Source organism: Streptomyces sp. NBC_01520 (assembly GCF_045040375.1).
In the GTDB taxonomy this organism is placed as follows: domain Bacteria; phylum Actinomycetota; class Actinomycetes; order Streptomycetales; family Streptomycetaceae; genus Streptomyces.
Map to the genome: position 1 here is coordinate 4,540,531 of NZ_CP109404.1, position 17,784 is coordinate 4,558,314.

Consider the following 17,784-nt stretch of genomic DNA (forward strand, 5'->3'; position numbering starts at 1 on the left):
AGTCGGACGGCTGCCCCGCCGGGACCCGGACTGCCGCCCGCCGAACCCCGGTTGGCGGCCGCCCGGACATTCTCCCCATTCTCTGTCATGACCCTGGCGGAACGGTCGTTCCGCCTCCACAATGCCGATGGGAGCGCTCCCATATATGCAAGGGCGCCCCACCCGCACCCTGTCGACGAAAGGCCCTCCCGGTGAATGCCTCACCACTCTCCGCACGGCCCGTGCGCGTCCGTCCCCGGCACGGGCGGCGCGTGTTCGGGATGTCAGCCGCCGCGTTACTGTTCGCGGCGGCGCTGGCGGTGCCCGGCACGGCCGGTGCCCAGGAGGCCGAACCCGGCCCCGAACAGATCACCAACGGCGACTTCGCGGCCGGTACCGCTCCCTGGTGGTGGACGGCCAACACGTCCGGGGCCGTGACCGAGGGCCGGCTCTGCGCCGCCGTCCCGGCCGGGACGGCCAATCCGTGGGACGTCATCATCGGCCAGAACGACATCCCGATCGTCGCGGGCGAGAGCTACACGCTCAGCTACACGGCCACGTCGACCGAGCCCCTCACCGTCCAGACCCGGGTCCAGGAGGCCACCGCGCCGTACACCACGGAGCTGGCCACCGCCGACCCGGTCGGGCCGGACGCCGTGACGGTCACCCATGTCTTCACCGCCGCGGCCGACCGTCCGGGCGCCCAGGTCGCCCTGCAGATCGGGGGCGGCGACAGCGCGACCACCTTCTGCCTCGACGACGTGTCGCTGCGCGGCGGCGCCGAGCCGCCCGTGTACGAACCGGACACCGGTTCGCCGGTCCGCGTCAACCAGGTCGGATATCTGCCCCACGGCCCCAAGAAGGGCACGGTCGTCACCGACGCCGAAGCGCCCCTCGCCTGGTCCGTGAAGGCCGCCGACGGTACGACGGCCGCCACCGGCACGACCGTCCCGCAGGGCGAGGACCCGAGCTCCCGACTGCGCGTCCACACCTTCGACTTCAGCGCACTCACCACGGCCGGCGACGGCTACACCGTCGAGATCGACGGCCAGGTCAGTGAGCCGTTCTCGCTGCGCTCCGACCTGTACGACAGCCTGCGCTCCGACGCGCTGGCGTACTTCTACCACAACCGCAGCGGCACCCCCATCGAAGCGGACCTCGTCGGCGACGCCTACGCGCGGCCGGCCGGACACATCGGTGTGGCGCCCAACAAGGGGGACACGGACGTCCCTTGTCAGCCCGGTGTCTGTGACTACCGGCTGGACGTGTCGGGCGGCTGGTACGACGCGGGCGACCACGGGAAGTACGTGGTCAACGGCGGGATCTCGGTGGCCCAGCTCATGGCCACGTACGAGCGCACCCTGACCGCCGAGGACGCCGAGTCCGCGGAGCTCGGGGACGGCGCGCTGCGGGTGCCCGAGCGGGGCAACGCCGTACCGGACATCCTCGACGAGGCGCGCTGGGAGATGGAGTTCCTGATGCGGATGCAGGTTCCCGCCGGTGAGCCGCTGGCCGGGATGGCCCACCACAAGATGCACGACGCCGCGTGGACGGGCCTGCCGCTCGCCCCGCACCTCGACCCCCAGCAGCGCGAGCTGCACCCGCCCTCGACGGCCGCCACGCTCAACCTGGCCGCCGCGGCCGCCCAGTGCGCCCGGCTCTACGCCCCGTACGACGCGGCCTTCGCGGGCCGCTGCCTGAAGGCCGCCCGGACCGCCTGGGCCGCGGCCCAGGCGCACCCGGACGTGCTCGCCGACCCGAACGACGGCACGGGCGGCGGCACCTACAGCGACGGCGACGTCTCGGACGAGTTCTACTGGGCCGCCGCGGAGCTGTTCACCACGACGGGAGAGGACACGTTCCGTCAGGCCGTGCTCTCCTCGGCCCTGCACGGCGACACCGACGCGGTCTTCCCGGCGGGCGGCGGAATCTCGTGGGGCTCCACCGGCGGGCTCGGCGTGCTCACGCTGGCCACCGTGCCGAACGGCCTGACCACGGCACAGCTCGGCGAGGTCCGCTCCGTGGTCACCACGGCGGCCGACCGTTACGCCGCGCAGTCCCGCGCACAGGTGTACGGCCTGCCGTACGCCCCGAAGGACGAGGACTACGTCTGGGGTTCCAACAGCCAGGTCCTGAACAACATGATCGTGCTGGCCACCGCCCACGACCTGACCGGCGAAGCCGCGTACCAGGACGCGGTGCTGAGCGGTGCGGACTACCTCCTCGGCCGCAACCCCCTCAACCGGTCGTACGTCACCGGCTACGGCGAGCGGGACTCGCGCAACCAGCACCACCGCTTCTGGGCGCACCAGAACGACCCGGACCTCCCCCACCCGCCGGCCGGTTCGATCGCGGGCGGCCCCAACCTCACGGCCGTCGCCGCCGGTGACCCGGTCGCCGTGGAGAAGCTGGGCGGCTGCGCGCCCGCGATGTGCTACCTCGACGACATCGGCTCCTGGGCCACCAACGAGGTCACCATCAACTGGAACGCGCCGCTCGCCTTCATCGCCTCGTATCTGGACGACGCGGGCGACGGCCGGCGCGCCGTGGCGCGCACCTGCGAGGTCTCCTACGTCTCGCACCCCTGGAACACCGGCTCGACGGTCACGGTGAAGCTCAAGAACACCGGCCCGGAACCGGTCTCGCCCTGGCAGCTGACCTGGCTGCTCCCCGGCGAGCAGGCGGTCAGCCACACCTGGAGCGCCGAGTTCGACCAGTACGGCAGGACGATCAGCGCCCGGCCGCTGTCCTGGAACCGGGTGATCGCGCCGGGTGCCACGGTCGACTTCGGCTTCAACACCACGGCTTCCGCTACGGCGGCCGAACCCAGCACCTTCAAGCTCAACGGCCTTTCCTGCGCAACGAGCTGATCCACCCGAGCCTGCACGGTCACGCCCGGGTGCGGGCCGCCTCCCGGCGGACACCGCACCCGGGCGTCGCGCGTCCCGGTCGAAACGCCAACAGGCTTGTGTGGAAGGGCAATTGGAAGAAGAATTTTCGACCGGCGCGGTTTGGACGGGCATGGGCATGTACATCTATAGCGGCGGGGTCTACTCGCATAGATGACCGGACCCGCTCACCCCCGTTGTGCTCCACCCAGTCATCAGGAGACAGCCTTGAGCACATCCATGCCGCTGCGCACCACCCTGATCGGGGTCGTGCTGGCCGCGACGGCTCTGGTACCCCTGCAGGGCACCGCGCTGGCAGCGCAGAACGACTCGGCCCGGTCCGCCGTCGTACCGGCGGCGTCGGTCGCCGGCATCGAGGACGCGACCGCGCGCACCCTCGCTGCCTCCCTCGCCGATCCGGCCTGGAACAGTCAGGTCCGGTCGGCCGCGCTGGCCGCCGACTCGGTGGACCTGCGGGCCCTGACCAGCCGTTCCACCACGGCCAGGGGCAGGAGTCTCGCCGCGTCGATCGCCTCGGCGGACCGGGGCGTCGCCACCGCGAAGGGCCTGGGCGGCGACATCGGCTCGCTGCTGCGCGTCGGGCTGGCGCACCCGTCGATGGAGGCCCGGCTGGCCGGGGGCGAGACCCCGCTGGTGGCCGCCGCCCCGTCCGACGACACCGCGACGTTCATCGCGTACGACAGCGAGGGCACCGCCCGTGAGCTGGCCGTCGACACCATCCCCGAGCAGCCCGTCTACCTCGTCGACATCGACGGTGCCAAGGCGGTCACCGCAGGGCTCGAGGTCCTCCGCGAAGCCCTGGCGGCGAAAGGGCTCGACGTCCCGGCCCCGGCCGCGGAGGTGAACACCCTCGCGTCGACGGCCGTGGCGGGCATCGACACCACCCTGATCAACTCGGTGCGGATCTCCGACGTGCAGGAGCCGTGGATCAAGGGTGACGCCGAGATCTTCAGCCTCGTCACCGGCTTCGGCCACGACGGCAAGGCGCGTGTCGACATCGTCGAGATGCCGTACCTGAACGAGGGCGGCACCACGTACTACCCCCGCCAGGTCCTCGTGAACTGGTCGAACTACAAATACAACCTGGCCGACGCGGTCATGATGGAGGACGACGGCGACACCAACTACGAGGCGCTCGCCAGGAGCCTCGTCGCGATCCTCCTCACGATCACCGACCAGGGCGTGTACGTTCCGCTCGTCGACGCACTCCTGGACGCCATTCCCACCTCCTGGTGGGTCGACGACCCGGACTACGTCGACTCCTGGTACACCCTGGCCAAGACCTCCAGCGGCACCCGCAACGGCGCGGCGGCGAACGGCTGGATCAACGTCTCCCCGTACTACGTGTCGGGGCTCTGACCCGGCACACGCGAGGCAACCCACACCCCTTGTCCGTCCGGCCGGTCCTTCCCCCGGGGGCCGGCCGGTCGGCGCCGAGGGTCAAGGCCCGCGCGGTACGCGGAGATCCGCTCGCGCATCCCGCGGTACGCGCAGAGCGGCGCGATCCGCCCTGTGGAGGGCACCGTCCCAGTCACCAGGCGTCCGCCGAGTCTGCCGTGCTGCCGTGCGGAGGCGCCCGCTTCGCCTCGACTCCGGCCCGCTTCCGACGGACCCCGCGCCGGGGCGCGATCAGCGCCGGGTGCGGGCCATGGACTCCCTGGCCCTGACGGTCCTGTCCTGCCGTGGGACAAGGCCTGCCCGGACCGCTGTCATCCGCTCGCGCACCCCGGTGGTGGGTACCGCTCCGGGGGGACCGGCGGGGCCGTCCACCGGTTCGTCGCGGCACGGACCGCACCGGCCGCCGCGCAGCGCCTCGGGGATGCCGGGCGCACGGCACACGCTGCACTCCAGGGTGCGCAGGACGGTCCGGGGGGCTGGGCGGGTCCGCTCGGGCGGCAGCTTGTCGAGGAGGCGGCGCCGGACGAGGGAGGCGGCGTGGTGCACGACGGCGGGGAGCCCGTGCGTCAGGGCGTGCAGGGTCTGCGCCTCGGTGGCGCCCCGCTCGAACCACTCGCTCACCTGCGGTTCCAGACTCACGCAGTCCGCCGCCGACAGGCTCAGCGCGGGCGCGGTACGCCCCAGAGCGGCCAGCAGGACGAACGCCCGCGAACGGGTGGGGCGTCGCGTCTCCTGCGGTACGTCGCCCCGGCTGAAGGACGCCCACCAGTCGTCGTCCCGCGCGGTCCGGGAGAAGAACGTCCGGGTGACCCAGAGCAGCACCTCGTCGGTGGCGACGCATTCGCTGCCCCGGCGAAGGTGGCCGGCCGCCTGGATCCGGTTGAGCGCGGTACGCAGGGCGCACTGTCCGTACGGGAGCCATTTGGCCAGGGTCTTCACGGAGATGTCGGCGCCGTCGGGCAGCCGGTCGAGGTACGCGGCGACGGCCGCCTCGCGGGGCGGCAGATGCGCGAAGTCGCGCTCGCCGCGCGGTCGCTGGTCCGGAGCCGAGCGCTTGCCGTAGCCGGGGTTGGCCATCGGGTGCGGGGGCTCGTACGGGGTGGAGGGGGTAGCACTAAACTGGCCGGCAGCCATGAGATCGCCGTTCGATCGATCTGGTGAGACCCCTGCCCGGTGTTCCCGCACCAGGTGGGGGTCGCTTGGTCTATCGGCACGCCAGAACGCCGCGACTGTCCGTGGCAAGTCGGTCACGAAAAGTCAACCCCCCAGGCAGGGAGGGTGGGTGGGAAGACAATCCCTCCACCCATTCCGCTGAAAGAGCGCTCGGAACTCGCGGCTTGAGCCCCGGTCCCGGTCCCGCGCTCAGTGCGGGTGGATCCGGTCCAGGTCCCGCGCTCAGTGCGGGTGGATCCGGTCCAGGTCCCGCGCTCAGTGCGGGTGGATCCGGTCCAGGTCCAGGTCAAGCCGCACGGGCGACGGCAGGGGAGCGGCCGGTCCGGCCCGGAACGACTGGAGCAGATGGGCGACCGGGCGCCGGGACGCGGCGGCGGCCTGCTCGCCCGCCCCGGCCGTCGCACCGCAGTTGGCCGGCGGGGGGCTGCTGGGGCGCCGCTTCGGAAGCGCCGCCGAATACGTGGCGGTCGGCCCCGGCAGCTGTCGTACGCCCCGGAGAACCTCAGCCTGATCGAGGCCGCCTCCCTCCCCGCCCGTACGACGGCCATCACGGCGCTGCGGGCCAAGGCGCGGCTGAAACCGGGGGAGCGGCTCCTCGCCCGCGGTGCCTCCGGCGGGATCGGCAGCGTCGCCGTACAGCTCGGCAAGGCCCTGGGCGCGCATGTCACCGGCCTCGCGGACGCCAAGAACCTCGACCTCGTCCGGGACCTGGGCGCCGACGAGGCCTTCAGCTACACGACGACGGGCCCGGCCGGCCTCGGCACCTTCGACGTCGTCCTGGACACGGTCGGCACCGAACACCCGCCTTCCGGCGGCTCCTGGCCCCCGGCGGGCGCATGGTCTCCATCGCGTCCGACGTGGACCACCTCTGCCGGAGCCTCTCCTGCCTGCTCGTCTCGACGGCCTGTGGCCCGCACCGGGTCCGCTTCTTCAGCGGCAACCCGAAGCGCGACCTGTTCGCCGAACTGACCCGCTACGCGGAGAGCGGTGCGATCCGCCCCGTGGTGGACGGCGTCCATCCCCTGACCGGCATCGCCACCGCCCACCGGGCCCTGGAAGCGGGCGGAGTGCGGGGGAAGCACGTGATCCAGGTGGTGTGAGCGGGCCCGGCCTACGCCCCCAGGCCCGCGTCCCGGGCCAGCAGGGCGGCCTGCACCCTGTTCTCGCACCCCAGCTTGGCGAGGATGCGGCTCACGTACGCCTTGACCGTCGCCTCGCTCATGTGGATCCGCTGACCGGCGTCCGCGTTGGACAGGCCCTCGCCCAGCAGGGCCAGGACGTCCCGTTCGCGTGCCGTCAGCTTCTCCAGCCGGCGGCGGGCCTGTTCCGCGCGGTGCGCGGTGCCGCCGGACGCCAGCGAGTCCACGACATGACGGGTGGCGCCGGGCGACAGATACGCCTCCCCGGCCGCCGCCGCCCGTACCGCGCGCATGAGCTCCGCGGGCGCCGAGTCCTTCAGGAGGAAGCCGGCGCTCCCCTCGGTCAGGGCCCGCAGGACGTTGTGCCGCTCCCCGAACGTCGTCAGGATCAGCACCCGAACCTCGGGCACGGTCCGACGCAGCTCGGCCAGGGCCGTCAGCCCGTCCATGACCGGCATCTGGATGTCCAGCAGGGCCACGTCCACACGCTGGGCCCGCGCGATCCCGACCGCCTCGCGGCCGTTCGCCGCCTCGGCCACGACGTCGATGTCGTCGGCCGAGGAAAGGATCATCCTGATGCCCGCGCGAATGAGCGGCTCGTCGTCCGTCACAAGAACCCTGATCACGACTCTCCCGAACGGTCCTGAGCGGTCATACCTGCGGGCATCGGTTCATCATCCCCGATCGGGTGTCCGGCCGAACAGCCGGGCAGGAGCCCTCACTTCGTCTCGAAGGACTTCTTCTCGATCAGCTTGCCGTCCTTGAAACAGAACCGGAACACCGGCTCCGCGTCCCAGCCCGTCCCGAACTCCGTGGAGAGGAGCGTGAGACACGTCGACCCCTCCGGCTCGGGCGGCGCGCCCTTGCCCGTCTCGGCGTTCAGGAACGACTCGCCGCTCGGCAGCTGGTCGCGGACCTCCGCCTCGGACTGGCCGACCTTCACCGCCTCGTACTGCTTGGGCTCGATCATCGCCGAGTCCGCCTCACGCATGAGGAAGATCCCCCCGACGACCAGACCGATCACCAGCAGCACGGCGACGAGCACCGCAACTCCGCAGCCGATGGCTATGCCGTTGCCCCTCTTGGTCCTGCTCATGGTCCTGGCCAACTCCTTCGGGAAACCGTTCCAGTCGGTGACCGGATCACTTTCACCCGCGGAGCCCTTCGCGTTCTGCGCCCGAAAGTCGTCGGTGGGCGCGACGAACGTCGCCAGGACATCACCGGGCGGCGGGCTCGGGAAGCCGTCACCCGGCGACGTGTACGGCAGGACGCCCGCCAGCCGGAAGCCGCCGTCCGCCGTGGGGCCGGCGTGCACCATCCCGCCGACGAGCCGCGCCCGTTCCTCCAGCCCCGTCAGCCCCTGGCAGCCGCTCGCCACACTGCCGCTCACCGGCTCCACCGCCGGACCGTTGGCGACCTCCACGACCAGCGAGTCCGGCTCGTACCGCAGCCCGATGGTGATAGCGGCCCCCGGCGCGTGCTTGTGAGCGTTGGTCAGACCCTCCTGGACCACGCGGTACGCCGCATGGTCGGCGGTCGGCGCGAGCGGCCGCTCCTCGCCCGAACGCCGCACGTCCACGGCAGCCCCGGCCCTCCGCGACCCCTCCGCCAGACTTTCGATACCGGCCACCCCACGAGAGGGATTCCCGGGCTCCTCACCGTCCGTGTCGGCTGCCCGCGGGCTGTCCGGAACCCCGTCCCGCAGTACGCCCACCACGTCGCGCAGTTCGTGCATCGCGGCCACCGACGCCTCACGCAGCACACCGACGGCCTCACGCTGCCGCCCCGTCAGCTCACGGTCCACCTCCAGCGCACCGGTGTGCACCGCGATCAGCGCGAGCTGATGGCCGAGGCTGTCGTGCATGTCCTGCGCGATGCGCTGACGCTCCCGTATCCGGGCGTGCCCGGCGATCATCTCGCGCTCGCGCAGGAGCTGCGCGTTGTACTCGTGCAGGGTGTCGGTCAGGGTGCGGCGCTGCGACCAGTAGCGCCCGGCGAGCCCCGGCACGATGGTCGGGACCAGCAGGAACAGTCCGCTGAAGACCAGCATCGACAGGGAGACGTCGGGTTCCGACACGGCGGTCTGGCCGAGGGTGAGAGCGTAGGTGAGCGCGAAGACACCGGCCGCCCTGCCCAGACCCTCGATCCGCCGCCCGGCCGACCACGAGGCGACGAGGAACAGGGGCCCGAGTCCGGCGAACGGGACGGAGCCGACGGCGACCATCAGCAGGACGGTCGCGGGGAGCACCCGACGCAGGGGCGACAACAGTGCCGCCCCCAGCGCGACGCCGAAGACCTGCACGGTGCCGCTGTCGTCCAGGAACTCCGTGCCCATCGCCAGCAGCGCGAGCGCCAGGCTGAGGATCGATTCGCCCACGACGCGCCCGACGGGCCACATCCCGGGCGCGAAGAGGGCCCGCCCCGGCACGGTCGGCCGGAACGCCTGAAGCGCCCTCACCGCCGAGGTCAGGGGCGGGGTTGCGGGGTCCATGGATTCGGCACGAGTCACGCGCCTACGGTAGAGACCCCGGACCGGACACCGCTGTGGCCATTGGTCGCGGCGGCCTGCGACGAAAGTCGTGGAACCTTGCAGCGCGCGCATGTCCTGCGGCGTCCCGGCGGCGCAGCGCTCGACCCGCAGGCGGCGGAATCGCGCCAGGTGTCCGCCGGTGCGACCCGGGCCAACAGGTCCCGCACGTACTGCCGCAGTGTCAGCCCACGGGATCCGGAGACCGTCAGGCCGCGACGAGTTCGTCCGCGAGGAGCTCCTCCACGAACTTCCGTGCCCGACGGTCGAAATCGGTGTACTGCGCCTTCCGCTCGGCGCCGGCGACCGCTTCGCCGACCAGCAGATTGCCCTCGGCGTCGATGCGCTGCGGTCGCTCCTCCGCGTCCAGGAGCAGGCCTACGGTGGAGCGGGAGAAGCCGCAGTAGTAGGCGATGCCGTCGCTCAGGTTGGCATCGAGGACGGACTGCATCGACTCCGCGATGGGGTCGTCGGCGGTGGCGCCGGCCAGGGCCAGCCACAGCATGCGCCTGCCCGCCAGGCGGGGCTTGCTGCGGCCGTAGGCGAACCCGTAGTTCCATACGCGGTCGATCCATCCCTTGAGGAGGGCGGGCACGCTCTGCCAGTACACCGGGAAGACGGCGACGACGACATCGGCGTCGAGGATCCGCCGCATGTGGGCGTGCGTCTGGTCCGAGTACGGCTTCTCCCGGTTGCCCCAATCCGGCTGGTCCTCCACGTTCATCCGCGGGTCGAACCCCTCGGCGTGCAGGTCGAGCAGGTCGATGCGGTATCCGGCGGCCTCGATCTGGGCAGCCGCGCGGCGGGCGGTATGGGCGGTGAGGGAATCGCTGCGGTGGTGCGCGACGACCACGAGGGCTGTCCTGGTGTCACTGCTGTGCTGCGGCACGGTGTCTCCCGAGGGCTCGATCTGTGCAGTGAGTCCAGTACAACCGCGGCACCGTAGATGATCCATGGGAGAAACTCTCCAAGACATTGGAGATCGTCTACGATTGCGGTGTGGATCCTCTGAGTTCACTGCTGAGCGGCATCCGAGCCGAGGGCTCGGTCGTCAGCCATGCCGTCCTGACGGCGCCCTGGAGTATCACCTTCGCCGACGCCGCTCCGCTCACCATGGTCAGCGTGCTCCGCGGTGGCGGCACGCTACTGCTGTCCGACGGCACCGAGTGCGCGATCGGCGCGGGCGACACGGCCATCGTCCAGGGCCCCGCACGGTTCCGCCTCGCGGACGAGCCTGGCACTGTCCACCGCCCCCACACCGCGTACGAGATCAACTGCTTCACCGCGGACGCCGCGTGCACCGGCCAGGAACTCGACGGCATTCACTGGGGCACCGGCCCGGATCGAGCGACCGCGCTGATCGTGGGCGCCTACCGCGCCTCGGGGCACCGCCACGAACGGCTCCTGCGAGCCCTGCCGCCCGTCCTGGTCGTGGCCGAGGACGCCGAGGTCTGCGCCTGGCTGGAGAACTCCGCCGCCGACGCCGCCCGGCTCTCAGCCGGTTCGCAGGCGCTGATGGACCGGCTCCTGGACTGGGCTCTGGTCTGCACGCTGCGCACCTGGTTCGACCGGGCAGGCGCCGACGCGCCCGGCTGGTACCGCGGCCTCGCCGACCCGGTCCTCGCCCCCGCCCTGCACGCCTTCCACGGGCGGCCCGCCGAGAGCTGGACGGTCGCGTCGCTGGCCGCTCAAGCCGGCGTCTCCCGGGCGCTGTTCGCCCGTCGCTTCACCGAGCTGATGGGACGTCCGCCCCTCACCTACCTCACCGAGTGCCGCATGGACGACGCCGAGGCACTCCTGGCCGACACCGACCTCAGCATCGCCCAGATCGCCAAGACCGTCGGCTACGCCGACGCGTTCGGCTTCAGCACCGCCTTCAAACGCCACAAGGGACTCAGCCCCAGCACGTTCCGCACCACGGCGGCGTGAGTCACGGCACGCGGCCGCAGAGACACGGGCCGGGCGGCACGGGCCTGCTTCTTCGACCAGACGAGCCACGGTCACCAACCGGCTCCACGGCGCCTGCGCGCCCAGATCCACCCGTCGCTGGAACGGGTCCTGGGCCCGCAGCTGCAGCGATGAAGGTCGCTCGCATGCCGGTGAGCAGATCATCTGCGGTCGATCCTGCATTGTGCGGGTCGCTGAAGAGCGTCAGCACGGCGATCGGCACCGCAATACCGGTCGCGCCGCCGATCTGCTGCAGGGTGGTGAGAGCGGCGCTCCCATGCGAATGGAAGGTGCGGGTAGAGGCCTCCTAGCCGCGCTTGAGACCGGTGACGAAGGCGGCCCACGCGTCGGACCGGAAGAGCAGCGCGGGTCCGTCGGTCACCTTGGAGTCGCGCACGGGGACGACACCGGGGTGGCCCTCGCCGACTTCGAGGCAGTCACCGCCACTGGCCCCGCTGTAGGTGGATTTACGCCAGGTGGCGACTTCGAGGCAGTTGCCGCCGTCGCCGCCGCTGTACGAGGACTTGTGCCAGGTCGCCGTGGACAGGTCGTAGTCAGATCCGATGGGCTTCATGGGCGTAATCCTCCGCCACCGACTCGATCAGGGCCAGGGACGCTTCCGGTGACAATGCGCTGGCCGCCACCAGATCGTAAGTCAGCTCGTAGTGGCGGACGGTTGCAGGATCGTCCTGCAACTTTCCTGTGCCCAGGCCCTGGAGATAGGCGAGAGAGGGGGCATCCGAGAACGACATCAGCTTGAGCGGACCTTCCAAGGCCATGTGGGCGCCTGCTGAGAAGGGCAAAACCTGTGCAATCACGCGTCGCTGACGTGCCATCGCAGCCACGTGACGCAGCGCCTCTGCGATTACCGCAGCCCCACCTGTCTTGCGACGCAGCAGCGCCTCGTCGAGAACTACCCACAACAAGGGCGTCGTTGGATCGGCCAGGAGCTGGGCTCGCTCCAGCCTGGCGGCTACCAGCTCATCGATCGCGCTCTCCGTAGCCGTGGGCAGACCGCCTCGGAAGACCGCCCGTGCGTACGCCTCCGTCTGCAACAGCCCTGGGATGAGAAGCGGCGCGTACTCCTTGATAGTGACTGCGACCGCCTCCGCCTCGGCGGCCTCCGCGAAGTGGTCCGGGTACTTCGACTGCTTCAGCGCGACGCAGTTCCGCGTGAAGAACCCGCCGGCGCCCAGCACCTCGTCCAGCTTCTGGGCCTGATCGGCCTGCATGCGGCGCGTACCGGCCTCCAACTGGCCGATGAAGGAGCCGCTGACGAACAGGGGGGTGCCCAGTTCCTCCTGGGAGAGGCCTGCGGCCTCGCGCCTGTGGCGGAGTTCGGCGCCTAGGAGGGCGCGGGGCGAGGACGAGGGATCGAGCTTCTTCGGCCCGGGCATGGCGACTCCCTGTGACACACGTGCGGGTGTTGGAACTGCACCTCTTCCACGGTACCGACGAATTGGCCACGCTGGGTAGGCATAGCAACTACTGAGCGTGGAAATGGGGAAGATCATGATGACGGCTACGGAACGGCGCAGAGAAGCAGCGGGCAGAGTGGCGGCTGCGGAGGATGCGGTGGCACGGCTGCGGGCCGGGCTCGCCGGGATCGGCGTGAAGCTGCCGTCGCTGCGGATCGACCCGGTGTCGTGCGCACGCGACGAGCCGGCCCCGCTGGTCGACCTCGGCCGGTGCACGATCGACACGGCGCTGCGGCTGAGCGCCGGGCTGGAAGAGCTGCAGCGGGAAGCGGCGGTGGCTCATGACAGTTGAAGGGCTTGAGCCGTGCATGCCGGAGCCCGGATCGTTCGTCATGGACGGCCGGGACGGCAGGGTGGGCCGCGTGATGGGGCGTGTCGGGCCGTACGTACAACTGCGTCCGCCGGGCGGCGGCGCGGAGTGGGACTGTCCGCCCGAAGCTGTCCGGCCGGCCCCGTCGGGACTCGTGCTGCGGGCCCGGGTGAGGGAGATCAACCGGGAGGGGCGGTTGCCGTGAGGGCGTAGGCCGTCGCCCGGCGTCACATTCGGGTGGCCGCCGCATCCGCCGGCTGCCGCCCCCGGGCCAGGACGAGCCGCTGGTGGAGTATCGCGAGGGTGGTGTACGCCGGTGGAAGGGTCAGGGCGCCGGTGAGCAGCAGGGCGAAGGCGATGGGGGCGAGGAGCCCGGCGACGTACGCGGCGTAGGTGTTGTCCGGGCCCCACGTCAGGAAGCGGGCGACAGTGCCGGGGCGCAGTGGCCGGGCGGCGAGGTGGAGCAGCAGATACGTGCCGGCGGTGAGCCCGCCCAGGGGCAGCGCGACGGCCACGGTGCGGAACCAGGCGGCGGCCCGGCCCCACACCAGCGACCAGGAGCGGCGCAGGGCGGCGACGGGTGTGAGGCCTTCCGTCGCGGCGACGGTCGGGGCCAGGGTCCAGCCGAGCCGGAGCACCAGCGCCGCCACCAGGCCCAGCAAGGGCGGACCGTAGCGCAGCAGGAGGAACAGGTTGGGGTACTCCCACTTCGGAACGATCGCGGTGTACTCCCTGAACGTGGTGGTCGTGAAGTACTCCGCCACCAGGACACCGAGCACCAGCGGAGCCCATACGCACACTCCGCGCAGCAGGTCCACGCCCAGGACCGTACGGAAGCGGCCGGGAGCCCGTCCGGCAGCCGCACGGGCGGACGCGGTCTGGAGAACGGTGCATCCCAGGTGCAGCAGGAGTATCAGGAACGGCAGGCAGGCCAGGGCGATGAGCCACAGGCTGTTCACCAGGCTGCCGCTGGGGGCGTAGGAGTCCTCGTCGAGACGGGCCTGCATCGCGTTCAGGCGTATCCGGGTGAACGTGGGCCAGGCGACGAGGAAGGCCACGACCGTCACCAGCAGGCCCCCCAGTGCCGCCGGCCCGGCTACGCGTGCGGCCCGGCCGAACAGGGGGAGTCCGTCACGGCGCAGGACGGCGAACGCCGCTCGGGTGATGCCGTGTCGGGGCCCGCGCCCCTCCTCCGCCCGCCGTTCCGCGCGCGGGGCCGATGATCCCTCACCGTCACACGAGCCGGCCCGTGCGTCATGTCTGCCGCCTCCCACTGTCCGTACGCGTTGCCCGATGGTTCACGGATCAGCGTCTGGACAGTGTGATGCCGGTGAACGGCGTTCGGTTCTCTGCCAGGTTCTCTGCCCGGTGCTCTGCCCGGTGCTCTGCCCGGTCTCTTCCGGTCGGTCGGGGTGCGCTGGGTTCACATGATGCGGAAGGTGCCGTAGTAGCTGTCGAGTTGGGCGTGATACCCCGGGTCGTTCGCGTGCCGGTGCCTGTTGAACTCGGGCGAGTCCTTGATCTGAGCCTTGGTCAGGTCGACGAATATCGTCCGGCGTTCGATGTCGATGGCCTTGATCGTGCCTGCGGGCAGCAGGACGTCCTTGCCGAAGATCCAGACACCGGTGTCGACGACGAGGTAGGCCGAGCCGGCCTCGTCGGAGTGCTTGTCGACCTTTCCGACACTTCCGTCCGTCGCCTCGACCGAATAACCGGTCAGGTCGGCGCCGGCGGTGTGACCGCTTGTCGGCTGGTAGCCCCACAGGTGGTCGGTCATCATTGGCTCCTTTCGCGACGGAATCTTTCGTGTTCCACAACTCGCGTGCCCCCGTTCCGGAGGTGCACGCATATGAGGCGACGGGAAAAGGTGAATGCGGGTGGGCCCGGATATTCGGTCCGGGCCCACCCGCGTCAACAGTGCTGGTGAAGGCGTTCTACCAGCGGTACCACCGGCCACGTCGGCCACCGCTCGCGGTCGGCCGGACAAGGAATCCGATCAGCCAGACCACGAGGACGATTACTGCGATCCACCACAGCGCCTTGAGTGCGAACCCGGCACCGAAGAGGACCAGGGCGAGCAGAAGAACGAGAAGCAGGGGAACCATTGTTATCAACCTCCAAGGCTTCTGATGCCCTTGAGATGATTTCCTACTCCCAGATTATCCGAAGGTTTTCGTCGCCGTGCGAGTCGGCGTCTTCCTCAGGTCTCCGCCGCGAAAGCGTCGACGCCCGTGAGGTCGGCCGACAGCGCCCACAGGCGCGCGGCCTGCTCCGCGTCGGTGGCGTGTGGGTGCACGCCGCCTCCCGAGCCGTCGCCGGCAGGCTCGGCCACGTCGCAGTCCTCGCAGTACACGCCGCCCATGCCCGCCAGCCGGGGGGAGGTCGCCGCCCATACCTGCGTCGCCGCACCCTGCCCGGGTGTCTTGAAGGTGGGATCGGCCGGGTTGCCGTTCTCGTCGATCCAGCCCGCTTCGACCATCTCCGCCTTCGGGAGGTGGCGTTGCAGCGGGGTGAGGATGCTGCCCGGATGCACCGCGAACGCCCTGACCCCGGCGTCGCGGCCGAGTGCGTCGAGGTGCACGGCGAACAGCACGTTCGCCGCCTTCGCCTGCCCGTACGCCTGCCATCTGTCGTAGCCGTGCTCGAACTGCACGTCGTCCCAGCGCACGCCCGTGATGCCGTGGGCGCCGGAGGACACGGCGACCACCCGCCCGCCACCCTGGGCGATCGCCGGCCAGAGCTGATTGACCAGCGCGTAATGACCGAGGTGGTTCGTGGCGAACTGCGCCTCCCAACCAGGGCCGACCCGCGTCTCGGGGCAGGCCATGATGCCGGCGTTGTTGATCAGGATGTCGACCGTGCGGCCCGACGCCAGGAACTGCTCGGCGAAACCGCGGACGCTGTCGAGGTCGGCCAGGTCCAGGTCGTCGGTCTCGACGCCGTCGATGCCCTCCACCGCCGCCTGGGCGGCGGCCCGTCGCCGGGCGGGGACGACGACGCGTGCACCGGCACCCGCCAGGGCGCGGGTTGTCTCCAGGCCGAGTCCCGAGTAACCACCGGTGACGATCGCGGTGCTGCCGGACAGGTCGATGCCGCCCAGGACGTCGTCCACGGTGCTCCGGGCACCGAAACCCGATCCGATCTTGTGCTGAGGTGTCGTCATGGCGGAGACGCTAGATGCTGGAGCGCGCTCCAGGTCAAGGGCCGCCGCCGCCGCCGACGACGGCGGCGGGCGGGCACCGCACCGCCTCTGCCGCGAGGTGGTGCGGACCCCCGGACCCCTCGGACCGCCGGGCACCGGGGGGGGGTCCGGGGCCCGGCGGTCCGAGGGGTTCGAGGGGTTCGAGGGGTTCGAGGCGGAGATCAGACCCCCGCCGGTTCCTTCGCCGGGGCGCCGGGTGCGGTGCCCGGGTCCGTCGTGGCGGGGCCGCCGGTGGCGGCGACCGTCGAGGGGACCGGCTCCTGCGAGACGTTGAACTCGTCCAGCAGGGCCTTGCTGAAGCCGAAGAAATACGTGGCGACGAATCCGGCGACGTAGCCGACCGCCAGACCGCCCGCGTAGATCGCGATCGTCGAGCCGAGACCGTGGTTGCCGTCCAGGAGCGGGAACAGGGCCCAGCCGGACGGGCCGATGGCCGTGGAGCCGACGGAGTCGCCGAGCTGGTTGAACAGGCCCACGAAGCCGCCGCCGAACGCGCCGCCGACACAGGCCGTGATGAACGGGCGGCCGAGCGGGAGCGAGACACCGTAGATCAGAGGTTCGCCGACGCCCAGCAGACCGGCCGGGAGGGCCGACTTGATGGTCTTGCGGATCGACTCGTTACGAGGCAGGCGCAGGTAGACCGCGGCCGCCGCGCCGACCTGGCCCGCGCCGGCCATGGCGAGGATGGGGAGCAGGACCGTGAAGCCCTGCTGCTCGATCAGCGTCGTGTGGATCGGGATCAGGGCCTGGTGCAGGCCCAGCATCACCAGCGGCAGGAAGAAGCCGCCGAGCAGGAAGCCCGCACCCGCGCCGCCCGTGGACAGCAGCCAGTCGGCGAACGTACCGATGGCGGAGGAGACCTCACCGGCGACGTACATCAGGCCGAAGATCGTGACCAGGCCGGAGATCAGCACCGTCAGGGTCGGGGTGACCAGGACGTCCAGGGCCTCGGGCACCCAGCGGCGGCACCACTTCTCCACGTACACCGCGAGGACCGCGGCCCCCAGCGCGCCGAGCACACCGCCCTGACCCGGGGAGAGGGCCTGGCCGAAGGCGTCGATGTTCGCGACGCCGGGGAAGACGATGATCGCCGCGACCGCACCACCCAGGATCGGCGTACCGCCGAACTCCTTCGCCGTGTTGTAGCCCACGAAGACCGCGATCAGCGCCATGAAGCCGGAGGCCATCGCGGCCAGGGCGGGCGTGACCGACGGCAGCCAGCCGAGGTTGACCAGCAGGCCGTTGAGACCGGCGATGATGCCGCAGCCGATGAGGGCCGGGATCAGCGGGACGAAGATGTTCGCGATCTTGCGCAGGAACAGCTTGAACGGGGTGGCGTTCTTCGCCTTCTGCTGCGCCTTGATCGCCGCACCCTGCGCCGCCAGCTCCTGGGAGGTATGGACGACGGGGGGCGCGGACGCGCGCTCCTCCTCGACCAGCTGCTCGAACTCCGGGGTGACCCGGGCGACCGTACCGGGGCCGAGGACGATCTGGTAGGTGTCGTCGTCGACCACGCCCATCACGGCGGGGACGGCCTTCAGGGCCTCGTCGTCGACGAGGGAACGGTCGTGCAGGCCGAGCCGGAGCCTGGTCATGCAGTGGGCGATCGAGCTGACGTTCGCTGCGCCACCGACGAGCGGAAGGATCGCGGCGGCGGTGGCGCGGTTCTTGTCTTCAGTAGCCATGTGCGTGGTGCCTTGCTGTGCGGGGGAGTGGTGCAGG

Annotated in this window: 16 protein-coding genes and 1 pseudogene; 6 read left to right on the plus strand and 11 right to left on the minus strand. The window is 71.0% G+C overall.

Annotated elements, in window-relative coordinates; genetic code table 11:
* The first annotated feature begins 260 nt into the window (after positions 1-260).
* Both OG524_RS20605 and OG524_RS20610 read left to right on the plus strand, forming a co-directional pair.
* A complete protein-coding gene (locus tag OG524_RS20605; RefSeq protein ID WP_405393140.1) occupies positions 261-2,849 on the plus strand; it encodes a glycoside hydrolase family 9 protein in 2,589 nt (862 codons plus the stop codon).
* A gap of 246 nt (positions 2,850-3,095) precedes the next feature.
* Complete coding sequence (locus tag OG524_RS20610) at positions 3,096-4,247, plus strand: DUF3103 family protein (RefSeq protein ID WP_405811462.1); 1,152 nt, start codon at positions 3,096-3,098, stop codon at positions 4,245-4,247.
* A gap of 270 nt (positions 4,248-4,517) precedes the next feature.
* Here the strand turns inward: OG524_RS20610 and OG524_RS20615 are convergent, their stop codons facing one another.
* Positions 4,518-5,420 (minus strand): hypothetical protein, encoded by a 903-nt coding sequence (locus OG524_RS20615; RefSeq protein ID WP_405811464.1) that lies wholly within the window; start codon positions 5,418-5,420, stop codon positions 4,518-4,520.
* Positions 5,421-5,880: 460 nt separating this feature from the next.
* Between OG524_RS20615 and OG524_RS20620 the strand changes: the two are divergent.
* Positions 5,881-6,559: pseudogene (locus OG524_RS20620) on the plus strand (NAD(P)-dependent alcohol dehydrogenase); the annotation flags it as partial.
* Positions 6,560-6,570: 11 nt separating this feature from the next.
* On the opposite strand, the gene OG524_RS20625 reads toward OG524_RS20620, so the two are convergent.
* The 3 genes from OG524_RS20625 to OG524_RS20635 form a co-directional block, all read right to left on the minus strand.
* Positions 6,571-7,224 carry a response regulator gene (locus OG524_RS20625; protein WP_405389380.1) on the minus strand — a complete coding sequence of 218 codons (654 nt, stop codon included), beginning with the start codon at positions 7,222-7,224 and terminating at the stop codon, positions 6,571-6,573.
* A gap of 92 nt (positions 7,225-7,316) precedes the next feature.
* Positions 7,317-8,996 carry a sensor histidine kinase gene (locus OG524_RS20630; RefSeq protein WP_405812481.1) on the minus strand — a complete coding sequence of 560 codons (1,680 nt, stop codon included), beginning with the start codon at positions 8,994-8,996 and terminating at the stop codon, positions 7,317-7,319.
* 337 nt (positions 8,997-9,333) lie between these two features.
* A complete protein-coding gene (locus tag OG524_RS20635; RefSeq protein ID WP_405811466.1) occupies positions 9,334-10,014 on the minus strand; it encodes an NAD(P)H oxidoreductase in 681 nt (226 codons plus the stop codon).
* 110 nt (positions 10,015-10,124) lie between these two features.
* Between OG524_RS20635 and OG524_RS20640 the strand changes: the two genes are divergently transcribed.
* Positions 10,125-11,054, plus strand: a complete 930-nt coding sequence (locus OG524_RS20640) for an AraC family transcriptional regulator (RefSeq protein WP_405811468.1) — start codon at positions 10,125-10,127, stop codon at positions 11,052-11,054.
* Between the two features lie 325 nt (positions 11,055-11,379).
* Here OG524_RS20640 and OG524_RS20645 read toward each other — a convergent pair whose 3' ends face one another.
* Positions 11,380-11,646 carry a DUF397 domain-containing protein gene (locus OG524_RS20645; RefSeq protein ID WP_405389376.1) on the minus strand — a complete coding sequence of 89 codons (267 nt, stop codon included), beginning with the start codon at positions 11,644-11,646 and terminating at the stop codon, positions 11,380-11,382.
* A complete protein-coding gene (locus OG524_RS20650; protein ID WP_405389375.1) occupies positions 11,627-12,469 on the minus strand; it encodes a Scr1 family TA system antitoxin-like transcriptional regulator in 843 nt (280 codons plus the stop codon). Before OG524_RS20650 ends, OG524_RS20645 begins: the two co-directional genes overlap by 20 nt.
* 103 nt (positions 12,470-12,572) lie before the next feature.
* Between OG524_RS20650 and OG524_RS20655 the strand changes: the two genes are divergently transcribed.
* Entirely contained in the window at positions 12,573-12,842 is a 270-nt protein-coding gene (locus OG524_RS20655) for a hypothetical protein (protein WP_405811471.1), read from the plus strand.
* A 16-nt stretch (positions 12,843-12,858) separates the two neighbouring features.
* On the plus strand, positions 12,859-13,065 hold the full coding sequence (locus tag OG524_RS20660; RefSeq protein ID WP_405389373.1) for a hypothetical protein: 207 nt from the start codon (positions 12,859-12,861) through the stop codon (positions 13,063-13,065).
* A gap of 22 nt (positions 13,066-13,087) precedes the next feature.
* Here OG524_RS20660 and OG524_RS20665 read toward each other — a convergent pair whose 3' ends face one another.
* The 5 genes from OG524_RS20665 to OG524_RS20685 all read right to left on the minus strand — a co-directional run bounded on the left by OG524_RS20665 (position 13,088) and on the right by OG524_RS20685 (position 17,747).
* A complete protein-coding gene (locus tag OG524_RS20665; RefSeq protein WP_405811473.1) occupies positions 13,088-13,927 on the minus strand; it encodes a hypothetical protein in 840 nt (279 codons plus the stop codon).
* 356 nt (positions 13,928-14,283) lie between these two features.
* On the minus strand, positions 14,284-14,637 hold the full coding sequence (locus OG524_RS20670; RefSeq protein ID WP_405389371.1) for a PRC-barrel domain-containing protein: 354 nt from the start codon (positions 14,635-14,637) through the stop codon (positions 14,284-14,286).
* A 157-nt stretch (positions 14,638-14,794) separates the two neighbouring features.
* Complete coding sequence (locus tag OG524_RS20675; RefSeq protein WP_405389370.1) at positions 14,795-14,965, minus strand: hydrophobic protein; 171 nt, start codon at positions 14,963-14,965, stop codon at positions 14,795-14,797.
* Between the two features lie 95 nt (positions 14,966-15,060).
* The gene (locus OG524_RS20680; RefSeq protein WP_405389369.1) at positions 15,061-16,023 is read right to left on the minus strand and encodes an SDR family NAD(P)-dependent oxidoreductase; all 963 of its coding nucleotides are present in this window, start codon (positions 16,021-16,023) and stop codon (positions 15,061-15,063) included.
* Between the two features lie 200 nt (positions 16,024-16,223).
* Positions 16,224-17,747: a PTS transporter subunit EIIC gene (locus tag OG524_RS20685; protein ID WP_405389368.1), complete on the minus strand. Its 1,524-nt coding sequence runs from the start codon at positions 17,745-17,747 to the stop codon at positions 16,224-16,226.
* Positions 17,748-17,784 lie beyond the last annotated feature (37 nt).